22 protein-coding genes are annotated in these 22,627 nt (G+C 73.8%); 20 read left to right on the forward strand and 2 right to left on the reverse strand.

The features are described from left to right. The first annotated feature begins 441 nt into the window (after positions 1-441). From ABZS77_RS28085 to ABZS77_RS28145, 13 genes are all read left to right on the forward strand, one after another. Positions 442-1,716, forward strand: coding sequence for an adenosylmethionine--8-amino-7-oxononanoate transaminase (locus ABZS77_RS28085; protein WP_354828935.1), 1,275 nt, complete (start codon positions 442-444; stop codon positions 1,714-1,716). 19 nt (positions 1,717-1,735) lie between these two features. Then, positions 1,736-2,575, forward strand: coding sequence for an orotidine-5'-phosphate decarboxylase (pyrF, locus tag ABZS77_RS28090; protein WP_354828937.1), 840 nt, complete (start codon positions 1,736-1,738; stop codon positions 2,573-2,575). 174 nt (positions 2,576-2,749) lie between these two features. Then, positions 2,750-3,067 carry an integration host factor, actinobacterial type gene (gene mihF / locus ABZS77_RS28095; RefSeq protein WP_007458370.1) on the forward strand — a complete coding sequence of 106 codons (318 nt, stop codon included), beginning with the start codon at positions 2,750-2,752 and terminating at the stop codon, positions 3,065-3,067. Between the two features lie 25 nt (positions 3,068-3,092). Beyond that, entirely contained in the window at positions 3,093-3,626 is a 534-nt protein-coding gene (locus ABZS77_RS28100; RefSeq protein WP_354828940.1) for a guanylate kinase, read from the forward strand. A gap of 64 nt (positions 3,627-3,690) precedes the next feature. After that, a complete protein-coding gene (gene rpoZ, locus ABZS77_RS28105; protein WP_007075826.1) occupies positions 3,691-3,954 on the forward strand; it encodes a DNA-directed RNA polymerase subunit omega in 264 nt (87 codons plus the stop codon). Between the two features lie 14 nt (positions 3,955-3,968). After that, positions 3,969-5,180: a bifunctional phosphopantothenoylcysteine decarboxylase/phosphopantothenate--cysteine ligase CoaBC gene (gene coaBC / locus ABZS77_RS28110; protein ID WP_354828943.1), complete on the forward strand. Its 1,212-nt coding sequence runs from the start codon at positions 3,969-3,971 to the stop codon at positions 5,178-5,180. An 87-nt stretch (positions 5,181-5,267) separates the two neighbouring features. Continuing rightward, entirely contained in the window at positions 5,268-6,461 is a 1,194-nt protein-coding gene (gene metK / locus ABZS77_RS28115; RefSeq protein ID WP_354828946.1) for a methionine adenosyltransferase, read from the forward strand. Positions 6,462-6,520: 59 nt separating this feature from the next. Beyond that, positions 6,521-8,623, forward strand: coding sequence for a primosomal protein N' (locus ABZS77_RS28120; RefSeq protein WP_354828949.1), 2,103 nt, complete (start codon positions 6,521-6,523; stop codon positions 8,621-8,623). Between the two features lie 252 nt (positions 8,624-8,875). Next, a complete protein-coding gene (locus tag ABZS77_RS28125) occupies positions 8,876-9,856 on the forward strand; it encodes an AAA family ATPase (RefSeq protein ID WP_354828952.1) in 981 nt (326 codons plus the stop codon). Between the two features lie 107 nt (positions 9,857-9,963). Further along, on the forward strand, positions 9,964-11,232 hold the full coding sequence (locus tag ABZS77_RS28130; protein WP_354828955.1) for a cytochrome P450: 1,269 nt from the start codon (positions 9,964-9,966) through the stop codon (positions 11,230-11,232). Positions 11,233-11,277: 45 nt separating this feature from the next. After that, a complete protein-coding gene (gene def, locus ABZS77_RS28135) occupies positions 11,278-11,835 on the forward strand; it encodes a peptide deformylase (RefSeq protein ID WP_354828958.1) in 558 nt (185 codons plus the stop codon). A 5-nt stretch (positions 11,836-11,840) separates the two neighbouring features. Beyond that, entirely contained in the window at positions 11,841-12,767 is a 927-nt protein-coding gene (gene fmt, locus ABZS77_RS28140) for a methionyl-tRNA formyltransferase (RefSeq protein ID WP_354828960.1), read from the forward strand. Positions 12,768-12,838: 71 nt separating this feature from the next. Continuing rightward, positions 12,839-14,191 (forward strand): transcription antitermination factor NusB, encoded by a 1,353-nt coding sequence (locus tag ABZS77_RS28145; RefSeq protein ID WP_354828962.1) that lies wholly within the window; start codon positions 12,839-12,841, stop codon positions 14,189-14,191. 51 nt (positions 14,192-14,242) lie between these two features. Here the strand turns inward: ABZS77_RS28145 and ABZS77_RS28150 are convergent, their stop codons facing one another. Both ABZS77_RS28150 and ABZS77_RS28155 read right to left on the reverse strand, forming a co-directional pair. Continuing rightward, the gene (locus tag ABZS77_RS28150) at positions 14,243-15,133 is read right to left on the reverse strand and encodes a septum formation family protein (RefSeq protein ID WP_354828965.1); all 891 of its coding nucleotides are present in this window, start codon (positions 15,131-15,133) and stop codon (positions 14,243-14,245) included. 85 nt (positions 15,134-15,218) lie between these two features. After that, the gene (locus tag ABZS77_RS28155) at positions 15,219-16,109 is read right to left on the reverse strand and encodes a septum formation family protein (RefSeq protein ID WP_354828968.1); all 891 of its coding nucleotides are present in this window, start codon (positions 16,107-16,109) and stop codon (positions 15,219-15,221) included. Positions 16,110-16,362: 253 nt separating this feature from the next. Between ABZS77_RS28155 and rpe the strand changes: the two genes are divergently transcribed. From rpe to ribH, 7 genes are all read left to right on the forward strand, one after another. Beyond that, on the forward strand, positions 16,363-17,043 hold the full coding sequence (gene rpe, locus ABZS77_RS28160) for a ribulose-phosphate 3-epimerase (RefSeq protein ID WP_354828970.1): 681 nt from the start codon (positions 16,363-16,365) through the stop codon (positions 17,041-17,043). 1 nt (position 17,044) lies between these two features. Further along, entirely contained in the window at positions 17,045-18,001 is a 957-nt protein-coding gene (locus ABZS77_RS28165) for a response regulator (RefSeq protein ID WP_354828973.1), read from the forward strand. A gap of 409 nt (positions 18,002-18,410) precedes the next feature. Next, entirely contained in the window at positions 18,411-19,472 is a 1,062-nt protein-coding gene (gene ribD, locus ABZS77_RS28170) for a bifunctional diaminohydroxyphosphoribosylaminopyrimidine deaminase/5-amino-6-(5-phosphoribosylamino)uracil reductase RibD (RefSeq protein ID WP_354828976.1), read from the forward strand. Between the two features lies 1 nt (position 19,473). Continuing rightward, positions 19,474-20,091, forward strand: a complete 618-nt coding sequence (locus ABZS77_RS28175) for a riboflavin synthase (RefSeq protein ID WP_354828979.1) — start codon at positions 19,474-19,476, stop codon at positions 20,089-20,091. Then, positions 20,091-20,780, forward strand: a complete 690-nt coding sequence (gene pnuC, locus ABZS77_RS28180; RefSeq protein ID WP_354828981.1) for a nicotinamide riboside transporter PnuC — start codon at positions 20,091-20,093, stop codon at positions 20,778-20,780. Before ABZS77_RS28175 ends, pnuC begins: the two co-directional genes overlap by 1 nt. A gap of 76 nt (positions 20,781-20,856) precedes the next feature. Continuing rightward, the gene (locus tag ABZS77_RS28185) at positions 20,857-22,119 is read left to right on the forward strand and encodes a bifunctional 3,4-dihydroxy-2-butanone-4-phosphate synthase/GTP cyclohydrolase II (RefSeq protein WP_354828983.1); all 1,263 of its coding nucleotides are present in this window, start codon (positions 20,857-20,859) and stop codon (positions 22,117-22,119) included. Positions 22,120-22,121: 2 nt separating this feature from the next. Next, positions 22,122-22,622 carry a 6,7-dimethyl-8-ribityllumazine synthase gene (gene ribH, locus ABZS77_RS28190; RefSeq protein WP_354829070.1) on the forward strand — a complete coding sequence of 167 codons (501 nt, stop codon included), beginning with the start codon at positions 22,122-22,124 and terminating at the stop codon, positions 22,620-22,622. Positions 22,623-22,627 lie beyond the last annotated feature (5 nt).

A 22,627-nucleotide genomic window follows, 5' to 3' on the forward strand; every position in this document is an offset into this window, starting at 1 on the left:
GGCTCAACGCGACCACCGGTGCCATCGACCCGACCTTCAACATCAACCCCACGGTGGGTCGGCGCCGGGTCGGCATGGCGCCGGGTCCGCGCCGGGTCGGCTTCGCGCCGGGTCTGCGCCGCGCCGGCGCCGCGCCGGGTCGGCTTCGCGCCGGGTCGGCTCCGCGCCGGGTCGGCTCCGCGCCGGGCCGGCTCCGCGCCAGGTCGGCTCCGCGCCGGGACGGGTTCGCGCCGGGTGCCCAACCCCGATGTCGGCCCTTTGCTCTGCACCCGCGGGTGCACCACCCGGCGTCCGCCACCAGCTGTCCGAAACCGCGCCGTCCGAAACCGCGCCGTCCGGGTGTCGCACCGGTGGGTGCAGAGCAAAGGCGGCGAAGGAGTGGTTCGACCTGGCCGCAGGACGTCCGCCGTCCGGCCCGTTCCCGCCCCGAAAGGAGTACGCGTGACACCCGAGGAGATCCTGGCCGTCGACCGGGCGCACATCTGGCATCCGTACGCCGCGCTGCCGCCGGCGAACCCGCCGTACGTGGTGCGCGGTGCCGAGGGCGTGCGGCTGCGGCTGGCCGACGGGCGGGAGTTGGTGGACGGGATGTCGTCCTGGTGGGCGGCGATCCACGGATACCGGCATCCGGTGCTCGACGCGGCGGTCACCGACCAGCTCGGCCGGATGAGCCACGTGATGTTCGGCGGCCTCACCCACGAACCCGCCGCGCAGCTCGCCCGGACCCTCGTCGAGCTGACACCGGACGGCCTGGAGCATGTGTTCCTGGCCGACTCCGGCTCGGTCAGCGTCGAGGTGGCGGTGAAGATGTGCCTGCAGTACCAGCGGGCCGTCGGGCGGCCGCAGCGGCGTCGGCTGGCGACCTGGCGGGGCGGCTACCACGGCGACACGTTCCACCCGATGAGCGTCTGCGACCCGGAGGGCGGGATGCACCACCTCTGGGGCGACGTGCTGCCCCGGCAGGTCTTCGCGCCGGTCCCGCCGGGTGGCTTCACCGACCCGCCCGACGAGGCGTACGTGGCGGCGCTGGTGGACACCGTCGAGCGGCACGCCGACGAGGTGGCCGCGGTGATCGTGGAGCCGGTCGTGCAGGGCGCCGGCGGGATGCGCTTTCACCACCCCGGGTACCTGCGGGTCCTGCGCGAGGTGACCCGCGCGCACGGGATCCTGCTGATCTTCGACGAGATCGCCACCGGCTTCGGCCGTACCGGCGAGATGTTCGCCGCCGAGCACGCCGGGGTCACGCCGGACGTGCTGTGCGTGGGCAAGGCGCTCACCGGCGGGTACCTGACCCTGGCCGCGACGCTGTGCACCCCGGAGGTGGCACGGGGCATCTCCGCGGACGGCGTGCTCGCGCACGGGCCCACGTTCATGGGCAACCCCCTGGCCTGCGCGGTGGCCAACGCCTCCATCGGGCTGCTGCGGGCCGGGGACTGGGCGGCCCAGGTCGCCAGGGTCGGCGCAGGCCTGCGCGCCGGCCTGGAGCCGCTGCGCGGCGCCCCCGGAGTGGCCGACGTGCGGGTGCTCGGCGCGATCGGGGTGGTCCAGCTCGACCACGAGGTCGACCTCGGCGCGGCCACCACGGCGGCGGTCGAGCAGGGAGTGTGGTTGCGGCCGTTCCGCGATCTGGTCTACACGATGCCGCCGTACGTCACCGACGACACCGACCTGGCCCGGATCGCGTCCGGGGTGGCGGCCGCGGTGGCGGCCGGCTGAGAAGAGAGGAAGTACGCCCATGGAGAGCTTCGGAACGCGGCTGCACCGGGCGGTCACCGAGCGGGGACCGCTCTGTGTGGGCATCGACCCGCATCCCGCCCTGCTGGCCCGCTGGGGCCTCGACGACGACCTCCAGGGTCTCGACCGGTTCACCCGGACCGTCGTGGACGCCCTCGGTGACCGGGTTGCGGTGGTCAAGCCTCAGTCAGCCTTTTTCGAACGTTTCGGATCCCGCGGAGCGGCTGTTCTTGAGTCAACTATCCGACAGTTACGTAATGCCGGCTCGCTCGTTCTGCTGGACGTCAAGCGCGGCGACATCGGTTCGACGGTGCGCGCGTACGCCTCCGCGTACCTCGATCCATCCAGCCCCATGTATGTCGACGCGGTCACGGCGAGCCCCTACCTGGGAGTAGGTTCGCTGGCCCCGATGGTCGAGCTGGCCACCGAGCACGGCGGCGGGGTCTTCGTGCTGGCCCTCACCTCCAACCCCGAGGGGGCCGCCGTGCAGCGCGCCCGAACGGCCGACGGGCGCACCGTCGCGCAGACCGTGATCGACGAGATTTCCCAGCTCAACAGGGGTGCGGAGCCCCTCGGCAGCTTCGGGTTGGTGGTCGGCGCGACCATCGGTGACACCGGTCACGACCTCTCCGGCGTGGGGGGTCCACTGCTCGCCCCGGGGCTCGGAGCGCAGGGTGCCGGCGCGGCCGATCTGCGTACCGTCTTCGGTTCGAACCTCGCCGCGGTCCTCCCCTCGTACTCCCGGGAAGTGCTCTCGGCGGGCCCCGACGTCACCGCGCTGCGGGCCGCCGCGGACCGGGTGCTGGGTGAGTGCCGGGCCGTTCTGGCTGCCCGGGACTGACTGACGGGTCGGTCACTTTGCGATGATCATCGCGCGCCCACGTTGCCGAAAGCTCCGTTGACCGCTAGTTTTCCCCGCGCTGGGAACCACGGACCCCTTGGTTCACAGCGACACCACGTTTCACAGATGCGGCGGTGCGCCCCGCCCGCCGCGATAGGGACCTGAGGAGAACTGGTGCCGCTCCCGTCACTGACCCCCGAACAGCGCGCTGCCGCGCTCGAGAAGGCCGCGGAGATCCGCAAGGCCCGTGCCGAGCTGAAGGAGCAGCTCAAGCAGGGCAAGACCACCCTTGGTGCCGTCCTCGAGCGCGCCGAGAGCGACGACGTCGTGGGCAAGCTCAAGGTTTCGGCCGTCCTGCAGGCGATGCCGGGCATCGGCAAGATCCGGGCTACCCAGATCATGGAGAAGCTCAAGATCGCTGACAGCCGTCGCCTGCGTGGCCTCGGCGAGCAGCAGCGCAAGGCACTGCTTGGAGAGTTCGCCGCCAACTGAACCTGGCAGCGTGTAGAAACAAGCAGTGAGCACGGATGACGAGGCGCGCCCGGCGGCTCGGCTCACTGTCCTGGCTGGACCTTCGGGTTCCGGCAGGGAGAGTGTCGTCGAGCTCGTCCGGGCGCGTTCTCCGTCCGTGTGGATCCCGGTGCAGGCCACGACCAGGCCGCGCCGGGAGCACGAGGTGGACGGCGTCGACCGGGTCTTCCTCGCACCGGCCGAGTTCGACCGCCGGGTCGCCGCCGGCGAGCTGCTGGAGTGGTCCAGGGCCGGCCCACACCGCCGGGGTACGCCGTACCCGCCGCTGCGCGCCCGGCTCGACACCGGGCAGCCGGTGCTGCTCTCGCTCGACCTGCGCGGCACCGCCGTGGTCCGGGCACGCCTGCCCGACGCCCGGCTGGTGTTGCTGAGCCCGCCAGGGCAGCGCCCCGCCGCCGCCGTCGCGGCCCGGTTCGACCACGCCCTGACCCACGACCAGACCGAGCGGGTCGTCGACGAGCTGGTAGGCTTACTCGGTTCTTCTTATCCGGATCCGGCCTGGTCGCGCGTGCGCGGCTGACCGCCGGCCGCCGTTGAGACTCAGCACCGCGTCCGCGCGGCTCGAAAGACGCAGAGGTTATTTCGTGGGATCCATCGCCAACCCCGAAGGCATCACCAACCCGCCGATCGACGAGCTCCTCGAGAAGACGACGTCGAAGTACGCCCTTGTCATCTTCGCCGCCAAGCGCGCGCGCCAGGTCAACGCGTACTACAGCCAGCTCGGTGAGGGCCTGCTCGAGTACGTCGGCCCGCTCGTGGAGACCACCCCCCAGGAGAAGCCCCTCTCCATCGCCATGCGCGAGATCAACGCGGGCCTGCTCACGGCCGAGCCGACCGACCAGCCGTAAGCCCGCAACCGTCGATGTCCGCCTCGATCGTCCTCGGGGTCGGCGGTGGCATCGCCGCCTACAAGGCGTGTGAGCTGCTGCGACTCTTCACCGAGTCGGGTCACCGGGTTCGCGTCGTACCGACCGCGTCGGCGCTCCGCTTCGTCGGAGCGCCGACCTGGGCGGCGCTGTCCGGCCAGCCGGTCGCCGACGACGTCTGGTCCGACGTGCACGAGGTCCCGCACGTACGCCTCGGTCAGCAGGCCGACCTGGTGGTGGTCGCGCCGACCACCACCGACCTGCTCGCCAAGGCCGCGCACGGGCTCGCCGACGACCTGCTGACGAACACCCTGCTGACCGCCCGCTGCCCGGTGCTGCTGGCCCCGGCCATGCACACCGAGATGTGGGAGCACCCGGCCACGGTGGCGAACGTCGCCACCCTGCGCGCCCGGGGCGTCCGGGTCATCGAGCCGGCCGTCGGGCGGCTCACCGGCGCGGACAGCGGCAAGGGTCGCCTGCCCGACCCCTCGGAGATCTTCGCCATCGCCCGTCGGGTCCTTGCCCGGGGCGGCTTCGCACCCACCGACGACCTGGCCGGGCGGCGGGTGGTCGTCACCGCCGGTGGCACCCGGGAGCCCCTGGACCCGGTCCGCTTCCTCGGCAACCGCTCGTCGGGCAAGCAGGGCTACGCCTTCGCCCGCGCGGCGGTCGCCCGGGGTGCCCGGGTCACCCTGATCGCGGCGAACGTCTCCCTTCCCGACCCCGCCGGGGTCGACCTGGTCCGCGTCGGCTCCACCGCGGAACTGCGCGAGGCGACCGTCCAGGCCGCCGACCGGGCCGACGCGGTGGTGATGGCGGCGGCTCCGGCCGATTTCCGGCCAGCGACGTACGCGCCTGGCAAAATCAAGAAGTCGGACGACGGCGTCGCGCCCACCATCGAGCTCGTCACGAACCCGGACATCGCGGCGGAGCTCGGCCAGCGCAAACGAGCCGAGCAGGTGCTCGTGGTGTTCGCCGCCGAGACCGGCGACGCCGAGGCCAACGGCCGGGCGAAACTCGCCCGCAAGCGGGCCGACCTCATCGTGGTCAACGAGGTCGGCACGGACAAGGTCTTCGGGGCCGACACCAACACGGTGACGGTCATCGGCGCGGACGGCTCGGTCAGCCGGCTGCCGGAGCAGGCCAAGGAGGATGTCGCCGACACCGTGTGGGACCTCGTCGTGGCGCGGCTGGCCGACCGCTCCTGACGGGTGGAACAGGGCGGAACCGATCCCGACACCTGCCGCAGTCGTGACTAGACTGCCGCGGAACGACATCACACGCTTAGGAGTGCCGTGACACGCCGCCTCTTCACGTCCGAATCGGTCACGGAAGGCCACCCGGACAAGATCGCCGACCAGATCAGCGATGGCATCCTCGACGCGCTGCTCGCCGAGGACCCGCACAGCCGGGTAGCGGTCGAGACCATGATCACCACCGGCCAGGTGCACATCGCCGGGGAGGTGACCACCAAGGCGTACGCCGACATTCCGACGATCGTCCGGCGGACCATCCTCGACATCGGCTACGACTCGTCGAAGAAGGGCTTCGACGGCGCGTCCTGTGGCGTCAGCGTCTCCATCGGCGCCCAGTCCGAGGACATCGCCCAGGGCGTGGACAACGCCTTCGAGCTGCGTACCGGCGCGTCGGAGAGCGCGCTCGACGCGCAGGGCGCCGGCGACCAGGGCATGATGTTCGGCTTCGCCTGCTCGGAGACGCCGGAGCTGATGCCGCTGCCGATCGCCCTCGCGCACCGTCTGGCCCGCCGGCTCGCCGCGGTCCGCAAGGACGGCACGGTCCCGTACCTGCGCCCGGACGGCAAGACCCAGGTCACCATCGAGTACGAGGGGCTGCGCCCGGTCCGGCTGAACACCGTGGTCGTGTCCAGCCAGCACGCCGCGGACATCTCCCTGGACTCGCTGCTCACCCCGGACGTGCGTGACCACGTCATCGCCCCGGAGCTGGAGAGCCTCGGTCTGGACACCGACGGCTACCGGCTGCTGGTCAACCCGACCGGCCGGTTCGAGATCGGCGGCCCGATGGGTGACGCCGGCCTGACCGGCCGCAAGATCATCGTCGACACCTACGGCGGGTACGCCCGGCACGGCGGCGGCGCGTTCTCCGGCAAGGATCCGTCCAAGGTGGACCGGTCGGCCGCGTACGCGATGCGGTGGGTGGCCAAGAACGTGGTCGCCGCCGGCCTGGCCGAGCGGTGCGAGGCGCAGGTCGCCTACGCCATCGGCAAGGCGCACCCGGTGAGCCTGTTCATCGAGACGTTCGGCACCGAGACCGTGGCCGTCTCCTCGATCGAGAAGGCCGTCGGCGAGGTGTTCGACCTGCGCCCGGCCGCGATCATCCGGGACCTCAACCTGCTCCGCCCGATCTACCAGCAGACCGCCGCGTACGGCCACTTCGGCCGGGAGCTGCCGGACCTGAGCTGGGAGAGCACCGACCGGGCCGCCGACCTCAAGTCGGCCGCGGGAGCCTGACCGCCACCAGGCGTAGCGACCGGCGACCCGCGGACGGGTCGCCGGTCGCGCGCGTCTGCGTGGACGTCCCGCTCGCCCACCTGGACCGGCCGTTCGACTACCTGGTGCCGGCCGAGCTGGACGAGGTGGCGGTGCCGGGCACCCGGGTGAAGGTGCGCTTCGCCGGGCAGCTCGTCGACGGGTGGCTGCTGTCGCGCGCCGACGACTCCGGGCACACGGGCCGGCTCGCGTACCTGGAGAAGGTGGTCTCCCCGGAGCCGGTGCTGGCGCCGGAGATCGCCCGGCTGGCCCGCGCGGTGGCCGACCGGTACGCGGGCAGCCTCGCGGACGTGCTGCGGCTCGCGGTGCCACCTCGGCACGCCCGGGTGGAGAAGGAACCCCGCGACGACCAGCCGACCCCCGTGGACGCGGCACCGGCCGAGGTCGCGGTACCGGCCGAGGTCGCGGTGCCGGACGGGGTCGCGGTGTCGGGCGAGGCCGTGGTGCCGGGCGAGGTCGCGGCGCAGGGCCAGGTCGCGGCGGCGGGCGAGGCCGCGGTGCCGGGCGAGGTTGCGGTGCCGGGCGAGGTCGCGGCGTCCGGCAGCGCGGGAGACGGTGTCGCGGCGCCCGGGGTGGACCCGCGTGGGTGGCGGGACTACCCGACCGGCCCGGCCCTGCTGCGGGCGCTCACCGACGGCCGGGCGCCCCGCGCGGTCTGGTCGGCGTTGCCCGGCGAGGACTGGGCCGCCCGCTACGCCGACGCGGTCGCCGCGACCGTGGCCGGTGGGCGGGGCGCCGTGGTGGTGGTGGCCGACGCCCGCGACCTCGACCGGCTCGACGCCGCCCTGACCGCCGTCCTCGGTCCGGATCGGCACGTCAGCCTCTCCGCCGCGCTCGGGCCGGCCCGGCGCTACCGGGCGTTCCTCGCCGCCCGGCGCGGGCGGGTGCCGGTGGTGATCGGCACCCGGGCGGCGATGTTCGCCCCGGTGGACCGCCTCGGCCTGGTCGCCGTCTGGGATGACGGCGACGACCTGCACTCCGAGCCCCGGGCACCCTATCCGCACGCCCGCGACGTCCTGCTCACCCGCGCCCAGCTCGCCGAGGCTGGCGCGCTGGTCGGCGGGTACGCCCGCACCGCCGAGGCGCAGTTGCTGCTGGAGACCGGGTGGGCCCGGGAGGTCGTTGCCGACCGGGCGACGGTGCGGGCCCGGGTGCCGGCCATCGCGCCGACCGGCGACGATCCCCAGCTGGCCCGTGACCCGGGCGCGGCCACCGCCCGGCTGCCCAGCCTGGCCTGGACGGCCGCCCGGGACGCCGTCCGGGCGGACCTGCCGGTGCTGGTGCAGGTGCCCCGGCGCGGTTACCTGCCGTCGATCTCGTGCGCCGACTGCCGGACCCCAGCGCGCTGCGCGCACTGCGCCGGCCCGCTCGCGCTGCCCTCGGCCGGCGGCACCCCGGCCTGCCGCTGGTGTGCCCGGGTGGCCGCCGCGTACGCCTGCCCGCAGTGCGGTGGGCGGCGGCTGCGGGCTGCGGTGACCGGTGCCCGGCGTACCGCCGAGGAGTTGGGGCGGGCGTTCCCGGGTGTGCCGGTGCGCACCTCGGGGCGGGAGGAGGTGCTCACCGAGGTGCCCGGCGGGGCGGCTCTGGTGGTGGCGACCCCCGGGGCCGAGCCGGTCGCCGAGGGCGGTTACGGCGCGGTGCTGCTGCTCGACTCGTGGGCGTTGCTGACCCGGGCCGACCTGCGGGCCGGCGAGGAGGCGCTGCGCCGCTGGCTGGCCGCTGCGGCGCTGGCCCGACCGGCTCCGGTCGGCCGGGTGGTGGTGGTCGCCGACGGCGCGCTCGCCCCGGTGCAGGCGCTGCTGCGCTGGGACGCGGCCTGGTTCGCCGGCCGGGAGTTGGCCGAACGCCGGGAGCTGGGATTCCCCCCGGCGGTGCGGATGGCCAGCGTCACCGGCCCGGCGGAGGCGGTCGCCGACCTGCTCGCCGCCGCCCGGTTGCCGGACGACGCCGAGGTGCTCGGGCCGGTGCCCGCCGACGAGGGCCGGGAGCGGATGCTCGTCCGGGTGCCCCGGGCCCGGGCCGCCGCCCTGGCCGGGGCGCTGCACTCGGCGGCCGGGGCGCGGGCCGCCCGCAAGGCCGCCGACCCGGTCCGTCTCCAGGTCGATCCGCTGAGCCTGTTCTGACCGGTCAGGTCGCTGCCGGCAGCCTCCGACCTGGGCCGGGGCGGTGGCGGCCGCACACCGCGTCCGGCGGAGCGCCGGCGTCCGGGTGGTAGCATCGCCCGTCATGCCCGGGCGTACGACGGTTCCTGGTTGCGGTGCGGCGTCCCAAGCGTCGAGCCGGAGCCACCGCAGGACGGCGACGGTGGCGGGAACGCGTCGGTCGGACGCGATGTCGATGATGTCAAACAGCCGGTTATCAGGGGTGGACCAGTCGTGACCGTTCGACAATCGATCGTCTTCAACGGCGACCTCGGCAGCGGCAAGAGCACGGTGTCGGTGGAGATCGCCAAGCGGCTCGGGATGCGCCGGGTCAGCGTGGGTGACCTCTACCGGGAGATGGCGCAGCAGCGGCAGATGACCGCCCTGCAACTCAACCTGCACGCCGAGCTGGACCAGGCCGTCGACGGTTACGTCGACCAGCTCCAGCGGGACATCGCCGCCTCCGGCGAGAGCCTGATCATGGATTCGCGCCTGGCCTGGCACTTCTTCACCGACGCGCTCAAGGTCCACATGATCACCGAGCCGGGTGAGGCGGCCCGCCGGGTGCTCGCCCGCCCCTCCGGGCCGGCGGAGAGCTACGCCTCGCTGGAGGAGGCCAAGGCCAAGCTCCGTGAGCGCAGCGAGAGCGAGCGCAGCCGGTTCATCGTCCGGTACGGGGTGGACAAGGCCCGCCTGCGCAACTACGACCTGGTGTGCGACACCACCCGCGCCTCGGCCGCCGAGGTGATCGAGCACATCGTCGCCGCGTACGAGGGGACGCTCGGCGCGGAGGTGCTGCGCGACGGCCCGCCGCTGCTGCTGCTCGATCCGGCCCGGGTCTACCCGACCGAGGACATCGCCACCCTGCGCGGACTGTGGGACACCGAGTTCGTCGGTGACGTCGCCGAGGCCGGTGACGAAGGGCTGGAGCCGTTGAAGATCGGGTTCACCGGCGAGTACTTCTTCGTCGTCGACGGCCACCGCCGGCTCAGCGCCGCCCTGCAGAACGGTTTCTCCCTCGTCCCGGCCCAGCTCGTGGCGGAGGTCGACGAGCCGGTGGTGGGCGGTATGAGCGCCGTCGACTACTTCGCCGCGCAGGTGCGTCCCGGCCTGGTCTACGACTGGGAGGCGGCCCACAAGATCCAGCTGCCGCTGCCCGAGCCCGCCCTGCTCGGCGGCGCGGTCCTCGCCGGGGACCCGGGCGTCAACGCCTGAGCCCACCCGGCCCGCCCCTCGGTGACGACTCTCCCGCCCGAGGGGATGCCGGATCGTGCCCGCACCGCCATGATGGGACCTCCGACGCATCGACGGGGAGGCCGGCCATGGAGGCTGCCGAGGCGCTCACACTGCTCATGTCGCCGCAGGGGCGGGTCGACCCGTACCCGACGTACGAGCGGCTGCGCGCCCACGGGCCGGTGGTGCAGGCGCTGCCCGGCCTGTACGTGGTGACCGGCTACCCGGAGGCGGACGAGCTGCTGCGCGACCCCCGGCTCGGGGTGCTCGACGACGCGCTGCGGGACCAGATGTGGCCGAACTGGCGGGACAGCCCGGCGGTGTCGTCGATCGCCCGGTCGATGCTGCGGACCAACCCGCCCGACCACAGCCGGATGCGTCGGCTCGCCGCCGGGGCGTTCAGCCCGCGCCGGATCGCCGGGATGCGGGACGTGGTGAGGGCGCAGGCCGAGGAGTTGCTCGACGCGATGGTCGAGCGCGCCGAGGGCGGCGGTCCGGTCGACGTGCTTGCCGAGTTCGCGTACCCGCTGCCGGTCGGGGTGATCTGCGCGCTGCTCGGCGTGCCGGCGGCCGACCGGCCGCTGTTCCGCCGCTGGGCCGGGGACCTGACCGGCGTGCTGGAGCCGGAGATCACCACCGAGGAGTTGGCCGTCGCCGACGCGGGCGCCGCCGAACTGCGCGACTACTTCGTCGAGCTGATCGACGCCCGACGCCGGACGCCGGCCGACGACCTGACCACCGCGCTGGTCCAGGTGCACGACGCCGACGGCGCCCGGCTCACCGGCGACGAACTGCTGGCAAACCTGGTGGTGCTGCTGGTGGCCGGCTTCGAGACCACCACCAACCTGCTCGGCAACGGCCTCGTCGTGCTGCTGCGTCATCCGGCGGCCGCCGCCGCGCTGCGCGCCGACCCCGCGCTCGTCCCGGCGTACGTCGAGGAACTGCTGCGCTACGACTCCCCGGTGCAGCTGACCACCCGGACCAGCACGGCGCCGGTGCGGTGCGGCGGGCTCGACCTGCCGGCCGGCAGTACGGCGCTGCTGCTGCTCGGCGCGGCCAACCGCGACCCGCGGCGGTTTCCCGACCCGGGGCGTTTCGACCCGACCCGCGAGCAGGCGCACCCGCTGTCCTTCGGTGCCGGCCCGCACTACTGCCTCGGTGCCGGCCTGGCCCGGCTGGAGGCGCAGCTGGCGTTCCCGCTGCTGCTGCGCCGGCTGCCGGAGCTGGCCCTGGCCGAGCCGCCCCGGCACCGGACCCGGCTCACCCTGCGCGGCTACGAGAGCCTGCTGGTGACGCTCGGCACACCGGCGCCGGTCGATCGAGGTACGCCGGCCGGTGCGCGCCCGGGCACTCCGTAGACTGGTACGGCAGAGCCCGTCCCACCCATGAAGGAGCCGTCCCGCGTGACCGTCCAGCCCATCCGTCTTTTTGGGGATCCGGTGCTGCGCACGCCGGCCGATCCGGTGGTCGACTTCGACGCCGAGCTGCGTAGGCTCGTCGCCGACCTCACCGACACGATGCGTGAGCAGAACGGCGCCGGCCTGGCCGCTCCGCAGCTCGGCGTGAGCCTGCGGGTCTTCGCCTTCGACGTCGACGACGTTCTCGGGCACCTGGTCAACCCGGTCCTGGAGTTCCCCGACGAGGAGGAGCAGGACGGCCCGGAGGGCTGCCTGTCCATCCCCGGGCTCTACTTCGACACCAAGCGCCGGCAGAACGTCATCGCCAAGGGCTTCAGCTCGTTCGGCGACCCGATGCAGATCGTCGGCACCGGCCTGATGGCCCGCTGCGTCCAGCACGAGACCGACCACCTCGACGGGGTGCTCTTCCTCGACCGGCTGGACGCCGCCGGGCGCAAGGAGGCCATGAAGGCGATCCGCCAGGCCGACTGGTACGACGCGGCGGCCCCGCCCACGGTCAAGCTCAGCCCGCACCTCAACGACCCGTTCGGTCTGGGTCGGTGATCCGGATGCGTGTGATCTTCGCCGGTACGCCGGCCGTGGCCGTACCCGCGCTGACCGCCGTCGCCGCCTCCCGGCACGAGCTGGTCGCCGTGGTCACCCGACCCGACGCGCCCGCCGGGCGTGGGCGGGGCCTGTCCCGCTCCCCGGTCGGCGAGTGGGCCGACGAGCACGGCGTGGAGGTGCTCACCCCGGCCCGCCCCCGCGACCCGGAGTTCCTCGACCGGCTGCGCGAGCTGGCACCGGACTGCGTGCCCGTGGTCGCGTACGGCGCGCTGGTGCCGCCGGCCGCCCTGGAGATCCCCCGGTACGGCTGGATCAACCTGCACTTCTCGCTGCTGCCGGCCTGGCGGGGTGCCGCGCCGGTGCAGCACGCCGTCCTGCATGGTGACGAGCTGACCGGCGCCAGCGTCTTCCAGTTGGAGCAGGGCCTGGACACCGGCCCGGTGTACGGCACCCTGACCGACGAGATCCGCCCCACCGACACGTCCGGCGACCTGCTGGAGCGGCTCGCCGACTCCGGTGCCGGGCTGCTCGTGGCGGTGCTCGACGCGATCGCCGACGGCACCGCCCGCGCCGAGCCGCAGCCCGCCGACGGGGTGTCGCTGGCGCCGAAGCTGAGCGTGGACGACGCCCGGGTCCGCTGGGCCGACCCGGCGTTCGCCGTGGACCGCCGGATCCGGGCCTGCACCCCGGCGCCGGGCGCCTGGACGACGTTCCGGGGCGAGCGGGTGAAACTCGGCCCGGTCGTGCCGGCGCCCGACGGGCCGGAGCTCAAGCCGGGGGAGTTGCTGGTGGAGAAGGCCCGGGTGCTGGCCGGTACGGCCACCGTGCCGGTGCGCCTCGGCGAGGTGCGCGCCGCTGGCAAGCGGGCCATGTCGGCGACCGACTGGGCGCGCGGTGTCCGCGTCGGCGCGGGCGAGGACCTCGCGTGACGGCCCCGGAGGGGACGCGCCCGCCGCGCTCCACCGGTCGCGGAGCTGACCGTCGGCCGGTACGACCGCCGATGGACCGTCCGCGCCGAGCGGCGTACGAGGCGGTGGCGGCGGTGCACCGCGACGACGCGTTCGCCAACCTGGTGCTGCCGATCATCCTGCGCGACGAGGGGCTGTTCGGCCGGGACGCGGCCTTCGCCACCGAGCTGACCTACGGCACGCTGCGTCACCTGGGCACGTTGGACGCGATCCTCACCGACGCGGCCGGGCGGGACGTGGCCCGGATCGACCCGCCGGTACGCGACGCGCTGCGGATCGGGGCGTACCAGCTCCTGCACACCCGGGTCCCGCCGCACGCCGCGGTCTCGTCGACGGTGGACCTGGTCCGCGCGGTCGCGCCGGGCGCCACCGGGTTCGCCAACGCGGTGCTGCGGGAGGTGTCGACCCGCGACTCCGACGGCTGGGTGGCGAAGCTGGCCCCGCCGATGGAGACCGACCCGGTCGGGCACCTGTCGGTCGCGTACAGCCACCCGCAGTGGATCGTGCGGGCGTTCTCCGAGGCGCTCGACGGTGACCTGGGTGAGACGGCGCGTCTCCTGATCGAGGACAACGAGCGGCCGCCGGTGCACCTGTGCGCCCGTCCCGGCCTGATCGACCCGGTGGAGTTGGCCGACCAGGTCGGTGGGGCGCCGGGCGCCTTCTCGCCGTACGCCGTCTATCTGCCCGGCGGCGCGCCGGGCGACATCCCGGCGGTGGTCGACGGCCGTGCCCACGTCCAGGACGAGGGCTCCCAGTTGGTGGCCGCGGCCCTGGCCGACGCTCCGCTGGACGGCCCGGACGGGCGTTGGCTGGACCTGTGCGCCGGCCCCGGTGGCAAGGCCGGGCTGCTCGGCGCGCTGGCCGCGCAGCGCGGCGCCCGGGTGACAGCGGTGGAGGTGGCCGAGCACCGCGCCCGGCTGGTCTCCCAGGCGACCCGGGACCTGCCGGTGACCGTGCTGACCATGGACGGCCGTGAGGTGGGCGGCGACCCGAAGCTGCCCGAGCAGCACTTCGACCGGGTGCTGGTCGACGCCCCCTGCACCGGCCTGGGGTCGCTGCGCCGCCGGCCGGAGTCCCGCTGGCGTCGCCAGCCCTCCGACCTGCCGCCGTTGACCCGGCTGCAACGCGAGCTGCTCGGCGCGGCCCTGCGGGCGGTCCGCCCCGGCGGGCTGGTCGCCTACGTCACCTGCTCGCCGCACACCGTCGAGACGCACGTGACGGTCACCGAGGCGGCCCGCCGCAGCGGTGTGTCGGTGGACTTCGTCGACGCCCGACCGCTGCTGCCGGCCGGCATGCCCGGCCTGGGCGACGGTCCGACCGTGCAGCTCTGGCCGCACCGGCACGGCACCGACGCGATGTTCCTCGCCGTCCTGCGCAGGGGCTGACACGACACCGCACCCGGCCGGGCCCGGCCGGGTGCGGTCACGCCCGGCCGGTCAGGTGACCGGGAGGCCCTTCGTGCCCGCGTTGCGCAGCGAACGGGTCAGGTCCCGGTCGCTGATCCACAGGAAGCACTGCACGCCCCGGTTGCCGTTCTTCCACTCCTGCTCGTACGGCTGGTAGTAGATCGTCCCGGCGCGGAAGTCGAGCTGCGAGTTGTCCGGCACCTTGGCGAACTTCGCGGTCATCGTCTGGCAGGCCCGGTGGGTCCGCTTGGTGGTGCGGGTGAACTCGGCGTAGCTGATGTCCGGGGCCTGCCAGATCCCGACGAACTCGGCGTGGTGCTTGGTGGTGCAGGGCACCGCGACCATCTCGTCGATGTCGTCCTTGACGAGCTTCGGGTTGAAACAGCGGTACGCCAGCGGCGCGGCTCCGGTCAGCGACCCCCGGAGGCTGCCGGTGCGCAGGTCGACGGCGGTGTCGTCGATGCTGGCGATCTCGGTCACGTCGCAGCGGTACCAGCGGGCGCCGCCGGTCCAGGCGGCCGCCGAGGGCAGCACGACGGTCAGGCCGAGCCGACCGGAGCGCCAGTCGGCGCCGACGGCCCTGCTGACCTCCTTGTCGCAGCCTGCCTGCGCGGCCCGCATGCCCTCCGAGCCGGGCGTCGGGGGTGTGCCCCGCTCGGCGCCCTTACCGGTCAGGGTGCCGACGAACATGGTCTCCACCCGGTGCGACTCGGCGCACGCCATCGGGTTGTAGCCGGTCAGGAAGCCGACCTGCTGGGAGGAGTGGTGGCAGACGTCGGCGGCGGGGACGAACTGCTGCGCCGCGACGGGCGCCGGCCAGTCGTCGGTGAGGTTGCGGTCGACCCCGGCGGGCGCGCCGCACCCGGCGAGCGCCAGGGCGACCGCCGCGCCCCCGGCAACCGCCGTCAACCACCGTCGCATCTCCGACCTCCCGCCGCCGGTGGCCTCCGGTCGACCCCTCGGCCGGTCGGTAGCGCCACGGCGCAGCAGCATACGGCACCGGTGCTCAGATCGCCGGTAGTCCCTCGGGACCGGCCCCGCGCATCGAACGGGTGAGTTTGCGGTCGTCGCTCCACAGGAAACACCGCACGCCACGGTCGCCCTCCTCCCACTCCCGTTGCGACGGTGGGTAGTAGATGGACCCGGCCCGGTACGGCAGCTCGGCGTTGTTCGGCACGTCGGCGTACGCGGCGATCAACGCCATGCAGCGCCGGTGCGCCTGCTCGGCGGAGCGGCTGAACTCGGCCCAGCTCATCTCGCGCTCGGTGTAGACGCCGACGAACTCGGCCCGGTGCGGCTCGCTGCACAGCACCGGCGCCATGTAGTTGAGGTTGTCGCCGATCAGCTTGGGGTCGAAGCAGCGGTGGGTCAGCGGGGCGTCGCCGATCAGCGCCCCGCGCAGGCTGCCGCTGCGGTTCACCGGCCGGGTGTTGTCGATGCTGTCGGTCTCGCTCAGGTCGCAGCGGAACCAGCGCGCGCCGCCGGCCCAGGCGGGTGCGGAGGGCAGCGCCAGCGACAGGGTGAGCCGTGCGGTGTGCCAGTCGCCGCCGAGCACCTCCCGGGCCCGCTGGTCGCACTCGGCGCGGGCGGCGCGCAACGCCGGTGTGCCCGGCCCGGGTCGGGACCTGGCCAGGGAGGCGGGAGGGGTGAACGCGCCCACGTGGATCGACTCGGCCAGGTGGCTGCGCGCGCAGTCCACCGTCTCGTACGTGCTGGCCTGCACGATGGAGGTGATGCGTGGCAGGCAGGTGTCGGTGGCCGGGGTGAACGGACGGGGGGCGCCCAGCCCGGGCCAGTCGTCGGTCAGGTCACCGTCCGCGCCCCGCGCCGGCCCGCAGCCGGCCAGCAGCGCCGATGTGACGCAGACCAGCGCCAGCACTCCGAGCCACCGTCGCATCGTCCGCCTCCCGGGAGCTGGCGGCCGGTCACCGCGCCCCGCGGCGAGACCCCGGCGGGCGTGCAGCCTACGGCACCGTCCCGGTTGGAGTGTCGTCGCGTTTCCGTCGATCGGCCAGTAGCTGATGTCTGTTCGTCCGGATTCGCCGGTCCGGACCGGGCAATTCTGCACCACTGGTCACTGCTGGGTCACAGCGCGTCCGAGGTGGTGCCGCGATGCGGGCGGCGGATGGCCGCGTTCGTACACTGGCCTCGTGACCGTACCGCCGCCGATCGTCGCGCCGAGCATCCTGGCCGCCGATTTCGCCCGCCTCGCCGAAGAGGTCCGTGCCGTCCAGGACGCCGCGGACTGGTTGCACGTGGACGTGATGGACAACCATTTCGTGCCGAACCTGACCATCGGTCTGCCGGTGGTGCAGAGCCTGCGGGCGGTCACCGAGATGCCGTTCGACGTGCACCTCATGATCGAGGACCCGCGCCGGTGGGCCCCCGGTTACGCCGACGCCGGGGCGTACAACGTGACCTTCCACGCCGAGGCGTGTGACGACCCGGTGGCCCTGGCCAAGGACCTGCGTTCGGCCGGCGCGAAGGCCGGGCTGGCCATCGACCGGGACACCCCGATCGAGCCGTACCTGGACCTGCTGCCCAGCTTCGACACCCTGCTGATCATGACGATCAAGGCGGGCTTCGGCGGCCAGCGGTTCATTCCCCAGTTGCTGGACAAGGTCCGCGCGGCCCGCCGGCACGTAGACGCCGGGCATCTCGAGCTGCGCATCGAGGTGGACGGCGGGATCGCCGCCGACACCATCGAGCAGGCGGCGTCCGCCGGCGCCGACGCGTTCGTGGCCGGCACCGCCGTCTACGGCGCCGCCGACCCGGCCCAGGCCGTACGGCACCTGCGGGCACTCGCGGAACGCGCGACTCCCGGGGCCTGAGGTGGACCCCGACGGCGACCGTAAGGACATCATCCTCGTCGTCGACGACGACGAGGACATCGCTCGTTTCGTCGAGTTCAACCTGCGGCTGCACGGCTTCGACGTGATCCACGCCAGCGACGGCCAGGAGGCCCTGGAGGTCATCGAGCGGCAGCGGCCCGACCTGGCCGTGGTCGACCTCATGATGCCCCGGATCGACGGGTTGGAGCTGACCCGGCGGCTGCGCGCCGACCCGATGACCTCCGCCCTGCCGGTGATCATGTTGACCGCGAAGGGCATGACCGTGGACAAGGTGCACGGCCTCAGCGCCGGCGCCGACGACTACCTGGTCAAGCCGTTCGACACCGCCGAGCTGGTGGCCCGGGTCTCGTCGACGCTGCGCCGCAACAAGGAGTTCCGGGAGGTCTCCCCGCTGACCGGGCTGCCCGGCAACAGCCGGATCCGCCGGGAGATCAGCGACCGGGTCCGCAACGGGGTGGACTACGCGGTCGGCTACATCGACATCGACCGGTTCAAGAGCGTCAACGACCGGTACGGCTTCGTCCGCGGCGACGACTTCATCTCCGCGCTGGCCCGCAGCCTGCACCGGGCCGTGGTGGCGGTGGGACTGCCGCCGGCGTTCCTCGGTCACGTCGGAGGTGACGACTTCGTCATCGTCTGCACCCCCGACCAGGTCCGACCGCTGACCTCCCGGGCGGTTGTCGACTTCGAGAAGTCGGCCGACACGCTCTACGACGCGACCGACCGGGAGCGGGGCTTCGTGGAGCTGAAGGACCGGCGTGGCACCATCCGACGGGCCGCCCTGGTCACCCTCTCCATCGGGGTCTCGCTCTCGGACGCCGGCAAGCGGTTCACCGACCCCCTGGAGGCCATCGCGGTGGCCTCGGAGATGAAGACGGTCGCCAAGAGCCAGCCGGGTTCGTACGTGGCGGTGGACCGTCGGCGCGGCGTCACCTGACGCGTGATGACGCTGTGAGGTAGCTCGCCTGGATAAGGACACACCGCGTTCGGCGTGTAAGACTGCGAGGTACCCACCACGCGCTGGCGGGACTCGGTGAAATTCCGAACCGGCGGTGATCCACGGTCCAACCGTGGTCAGCCCGCGACCCGGACGGCCTCGGCCGCCCGGTGGACCTGGTGAAACTCCGGGGCCGACGGTTGGGGGCGGTTCGTCCGCGCCCAGACAGTCCGGATGGGAGACAGCGCGCGGGACGGACGGGTCCGCCCGGCCGCTGGCTTCAGCGTGCCGTGCCGACCCTCCGGGGCGGCTGTGCCGTTCCCGGAATCCGCCACCGCCTGCCCGCGGCCCATGCCGCCTCCCTGACCGCCCGCGCGCGGACCGGCGAGTGAGAGGGCGGGAAAGGGCGATGGCCAGCGTCTCCGTCGACGAGGCGATGCGGCGTGCGATCGAGTTGGCCGCACGCGGGCTGGGCACGACCAGCCCCAACCCGGTCGTGGGCTGCGTGCTGCTCGACGAGGACGGCCAGGTCGTCGGGGAGGGCTTCCACGCGTACGCCGGCGGCCCGCACGCCGAGATCGTGGCGTTGGCCCAGGCCGGGCAGCGCGCCAAGGGCGGCACCGCCGTCGTCACTCTGGAACCCTGCAACCACACCGGTCGCACCGGCCCCTGCAGCACCGCGCTGGTCCAGGCCGGGGTGGCCCGGGTGGTCATCGCCGTGCCCGACCCCAACCCGGTCGCGTCCGGCGGCGCCGCCACGTTGCGCTCCGCCGGGGTCCGGGTCGACCTGGGGGTACGCGTCGACGAGGCCGAGGCCGGCAACATCGCGTGGCTGACCTCGATGCGCCGGGGCCGGCCGTACGTCATCTGGAAGTACGCCGCCACGCTCGACGGGCGTTCCGCCGCGGCGGACGGCACCAGCATGTGGATCACCTCCGAGGCGGCCCGGATGGACGTGCACGCGCTGCGCGGCACCGTCGACGCGGTCCTCGCCGGGGTGGGCACCGTGCTCGCCGACGATCCCCGGCTGACCGCCCGTAACCTGCGCGACGGCAGCCTGGCCATCCGCCAGCCGCTGCGGGTGGTGGTGGACAGTTCGGGGCGTACCCCCCTCGACGCCCGGGTCCGCGACGGCGCCGCGCGGACGTGGATCGCGACCGCCGCCGAGGTCGGCGCCGGCCCGGACGGCCGGGTCGACCTGCCGGCGCTGCTCGCGGCGCTGCACCAGCGTGACGTGCGCGCGGTGCTGCTGGAGGGCGGCCCCCGGCTGGCCGGCGCATTCCTCGCCGCCGGCCTGGTCGACAAGATCGTCGGGTACGTCGCGCCCCGCCTGCTCGGCGCCGGGCCCACCGCGCTGCTCGACGCGGGAGTGACGACCATCGCCGAGGCCATCGATCTGGAGTTCGTCGACGTTACGCAGGTCGGTCCGGACCTGCGGATCACCGCGTTGCCCCGTAAGAGGGAGGGCTGACATGTTCACCGGCATTGTCGAGGAGATGGGCGAGGTCGTCGGGGTGACCCCGACGGCGGACGATTCGGCGCTGGTCGCCGTACGCGGCCCACTGGTCACCTCCGACGCCCGGCACGGCGACTCCATCGCCGTCAACGGTGTCTGCCTGACCGTCGTGGACGTCGCCGACGGCGTCTTCACCGCCGACGTGATGGGCGAGACGCTGCGCCGCTCCGCGCTCGGCGCGCTGCGCGCCGGCGCCCCGGTCAACCTGGAGCGGGCCGCCGCGCTGGGCAGCCGGCTCGGCGGGCACCTCGTGCAGGGCCACGTGGACGGCGTCGGCGAGGTGATCGCCCGGGAGCCCGCCGAGCGGTGGGAGACGGTCCGGTTCCGGCTGCCCGCCGCCCTGTCCCGGTACGTGGTGGAGAAGGGCTCGATCACCATCGACGGCGTCTCGCTGACCGTCGCCGAGGTGGGCGTCGCCGAGTTCGCGGTGGGGCTGATCCCCACCACCCTCGCGTTGACCACGCTCGGCGCGAAGGGCGTCGGTGACCCGGTCAACCTGGAGGTCGACGTGCTGGCGAAGTACGTGGAGCGGCTGCTGGGCACCCGCGTCGCCGAGACCGGCGGGGTGGCCTGATGGGCACCCTCGGTTGGCTGCTCGACGCCCAGGTGCAGATCGCCGGCTCGTCGGTGCTGGTCCGGGAGATCGTCGGCAACGCGTTCGGGCTGGTCTCCGCGCTGCTCGGGCTGCGTCGGCTGGTCTGGGCCTGGCCGGTCGGCATGATCGGCAACGCGCTGCTGCTCACCGTCTTTTTGGGCGGGGTGTTCGCCACCCCGCAGGCCCACGACCTGTACGGGCAGGCCGGCCGGCAGGTGTTCTTCTTCGCGGTGAGCGTCTACGGGTGGTGGCGCTGGCGGCGCAACCGTCGCGCCGACGCCGGGCACGCCGCGGTGCAGCCGCGCTGGGCCACCGGGCGGGAGCGGCTGGCGATGCTGCTGGCCGCCGCCGTCGGCACCGCCGCCGCGTACCCGGTGCTCGCCGCGCTGGGCTCCTGGGGTCCGCTGCCGGACGCCTGGATCCTCACCGGCAGCCTGCTGGCCACCTACGGCATGGCCCGCGGCTGGGTCGAGTTCTGGCTGGTCTGGATCGCCGTGGACGCGGTCGGCGTGCCACTGCTGCTGCGCGGCGGGTTCTACCCGTCCGCCGTCATGTACCTGATCTACGGCGCCCTCTGCGCCTGGGGATTCGCCGCCTGGTGGCGCACCTCGCGCGTCACCCGGTCGGCCGTGGCCCGTACGCCCACCTACACGGAGGCCGTCGCATGAGCGAGCGCAGCGAGCGAACCAGCAGACTCGGCCCGTCGGCGTCCCCCGACGCCACGGAGCGCGGCGGAGCGGCGGCATGAGCGCCTTCGGGAGTATCGAGCAGGCGGTCGCCGAGATCGCGGCCGGACGGCCGGTCGTCGTGGTCGACGACGCCGACCGCGAGAACGAGGGCGACCTCATCTTCGCCGCCGGGCTGGCCACGCCGGAGCTGATGGCGTTCATGGTTCGCCACACCTCCGGGTACGTCTGCGTGGCGTTGACCGAGAGCGAGGCCGACCGGCTCGACCTGCCGCCGATGCACCACACCAACCAGGACCGGCGGGGCACCGCGTACACGGTGACCGTGGACGCCCGGGAGGGGGTCAGCACCGGCATCTCGGCTGCCGACCGCGCGCACACCAGCCGGCTGCTCGCCGACGCGGCGACAGACCCGACCGACCTGGCCCGCCCCGGGCACGTGGTGCCGCTGCGCGCCCGCGAGGGCGGGGTGCTGCGCCGCCCCGGGCACACCGAGGCGGCGATCGACCTGACCCGGCTCGCCGCGCTGCGCCCCGCGGGCGTGCTCTGCGAGCTGGTGAACGACGACGGCACCATGATGCGGCTGCCGGACCTGGAGAAGTTCTCCGCCGAGCACGGCCTCGTCCTGATCACCATCGCCGACCTGATCGCCTACCGGCGGCGTACCGAGAAGCAGGTCGAGCTTGTCGCCGACGCCCGGATGCCCACCCGGCACGGGGTGTTCCGGGCGCTCGGCTACCGCGCCGAGCACGACCCGGCCGAACACGTCGCGATGGTCCTGGGCGACCTCGGCGACGGGCAGGACGTGCTGGTCCGGGTGCACTCCGAGTGCCTGACCGGGGACGTGTTCGGCTCCCTGCGCTGCGACTGCGGCCCCCAGTTGGACGCCGCGCTGGCCCGGGTCGCCCGCGAGGGGCGGGGCGTGGTGCTCTACGTGCGCGGACACGAGGGGCGCGGCATCGGGCTGCTGCACAAGCTCCAGGCGTACCAGTTGCAGGACCAGGGCCGCGACACCGTGGACGCCAACCTCGACCTGGGTCTGCCGGCCGACGCCCGCGACTACGGCACCGGCGCGCAGATCCTCTACGACCTGGGCGTGCGCTCGATGCGGCTGCTGACCAACAACCCGGCCAAGCGCGCCGGGCTGGAGGGCTACGGGCTGACCATCACCGGCCGGGAGGGACTGCCCGCCGGAGCACACCCGGAGAACCTGCGCTACCTGCGCACCAAGCGGGACCGGATGGGTCACCTGCTGGAGTTGGGTGAGGTGACCGAGGCGCCGATGGGGCGTCCCGTCGCCAACGACGAGATCGGAGCATGACGATGGCGGGTTTCGGTGAGCCGGGGGTCGACGCGGTGGACGCCGCAGGGCTGACGGTCGGCGTGGTCGCCGCCCGCTGGCACGGTGATCTGACCGACCACATGCTCCAGCGCGCCGTCGACGCCGCCGAGGCGTGCGGTGCACGGTCGGTGGTCGCCCGGGTCGCCGGCTCGGTCGAGCTGCCCGTGGTCGCCCAGGCCCTCGCGCGTCGCTGCGACGTCGTGGTCGCGCTCGGCGTGGTGGTGCGCGGCGCCACCGCCCACTTCGACTACGTCTGCCGTTCGGTCACCGACGGGTTGACCCGGGTGGCGCTGGACGAGGGCAAGCCGGTCGCCCACGGCGTGCTCACCGTGGAGACCATCGAGCAGGCCCGGGACCGGGCCGGGCTGCCCGGCTCGGCCGAGGACAAGGGCTGGTCGGCCACCGTCGCCGCGCTCGACGCGGCCCTGGCCGTACGGGCCGTGGCCGCCGGGAACGCCCAGCGGGTCGGCTTCGGCGGCTGACCGGC

Source organism: Micromonospora sp. NPDC005298, assembly GCF_040607375.1.
Taxonomy (GTDB): domain Bacteria; phylum Actinomycetota; class Actinomycetes; order Mycobacteriales; family Micromonosporaceae; genus Micromonospora.

Bases quoted from the DNA above. Each gene is read 5' to 3' on its own strand.
- pyrF (WP_354828937.1), top strand. From the start codon at position 1,736: ATGGAGAGCTTCGGAACGCGGCTGCACCGGGCGGTCACCGAGCGGGGA.
- coaBC (WP_354828943.1), top strand. From the start codon at position 3,969: ATGTCCGCCTCGATCGTCCTCGGGGTCGGCGGTGGCATCGCCGCCTAC.
- ABZS77_RS28130 (WP_354828955.1), top strand. From the start codon at position 9,964: ATGGAGGCTGCCGAGGCGCTCACACTGCTCATGTCGCCGCAGGGGCGG.
- fmt (WP_354828960.1), top strand. From the start codon at position 11,841: ATGCGTGTGATCTTCGCCGGTACGCCGGCCGTGGCCGTACCCGCGCTG.
- ABZS77_RS28145 (WP_354828962.1), top strand. From the start codon at position 12,839: ATGGACCGTCCGCGCCGAGCGGCGTACGAGGCGGTGGCGGCGGTGCAC.
- ABZS77_RS28150 (WP_354828965.1), bottom strand. From the start codon at position 15,133: ATGCGACGGTGGTTGACGGCGGTTGCCGGGGGCGCGGCGGTCGCCCTG.
- ABZS77_RS28155 (WP_354828968.1), bottom strand. From the start codon at position 16,109: ATGCGACGGTGGCTCGGAGTGCTGGCGCTGGTCTGCGTCACATCGGCG.
- ribD (WP_354828976.1), top strand. From the start codon at position 18,411: ATGGCCAGCGTCTCCGTCGACGAGGCGATGCGGCGTGCGATCGAGTTG.
- ABZS77_RS28175 (WP_354828979.1), top strand. From the start codon at position 19,474: ATGTTCACCGGCATTGTCGAGGAGATGGGCGAGGTCGTCGGGGTGACC.
- pnuC (WP_354828981.1), top strand. From the start codon at position 20,091: ATGGGCACCCTCGGTTGGCTGCTCGACGCCCAGGTGCAGATCGCCGGC.
- ABZS77_RS28185 (WP_354828983.1), top strand. From the start codon at position 20,857: ATGAGCGCCTTCGGGAGTATCGAGCAGGCGGTCGCCGAGATCGCGGCC.
- ribH (WP_354829070.1), top strand. From the start codon at position 22,122: ATGGCGGGTTTCGGTGAGCCGGGGGTCGACGCGGTGGACGCCGCAGGG.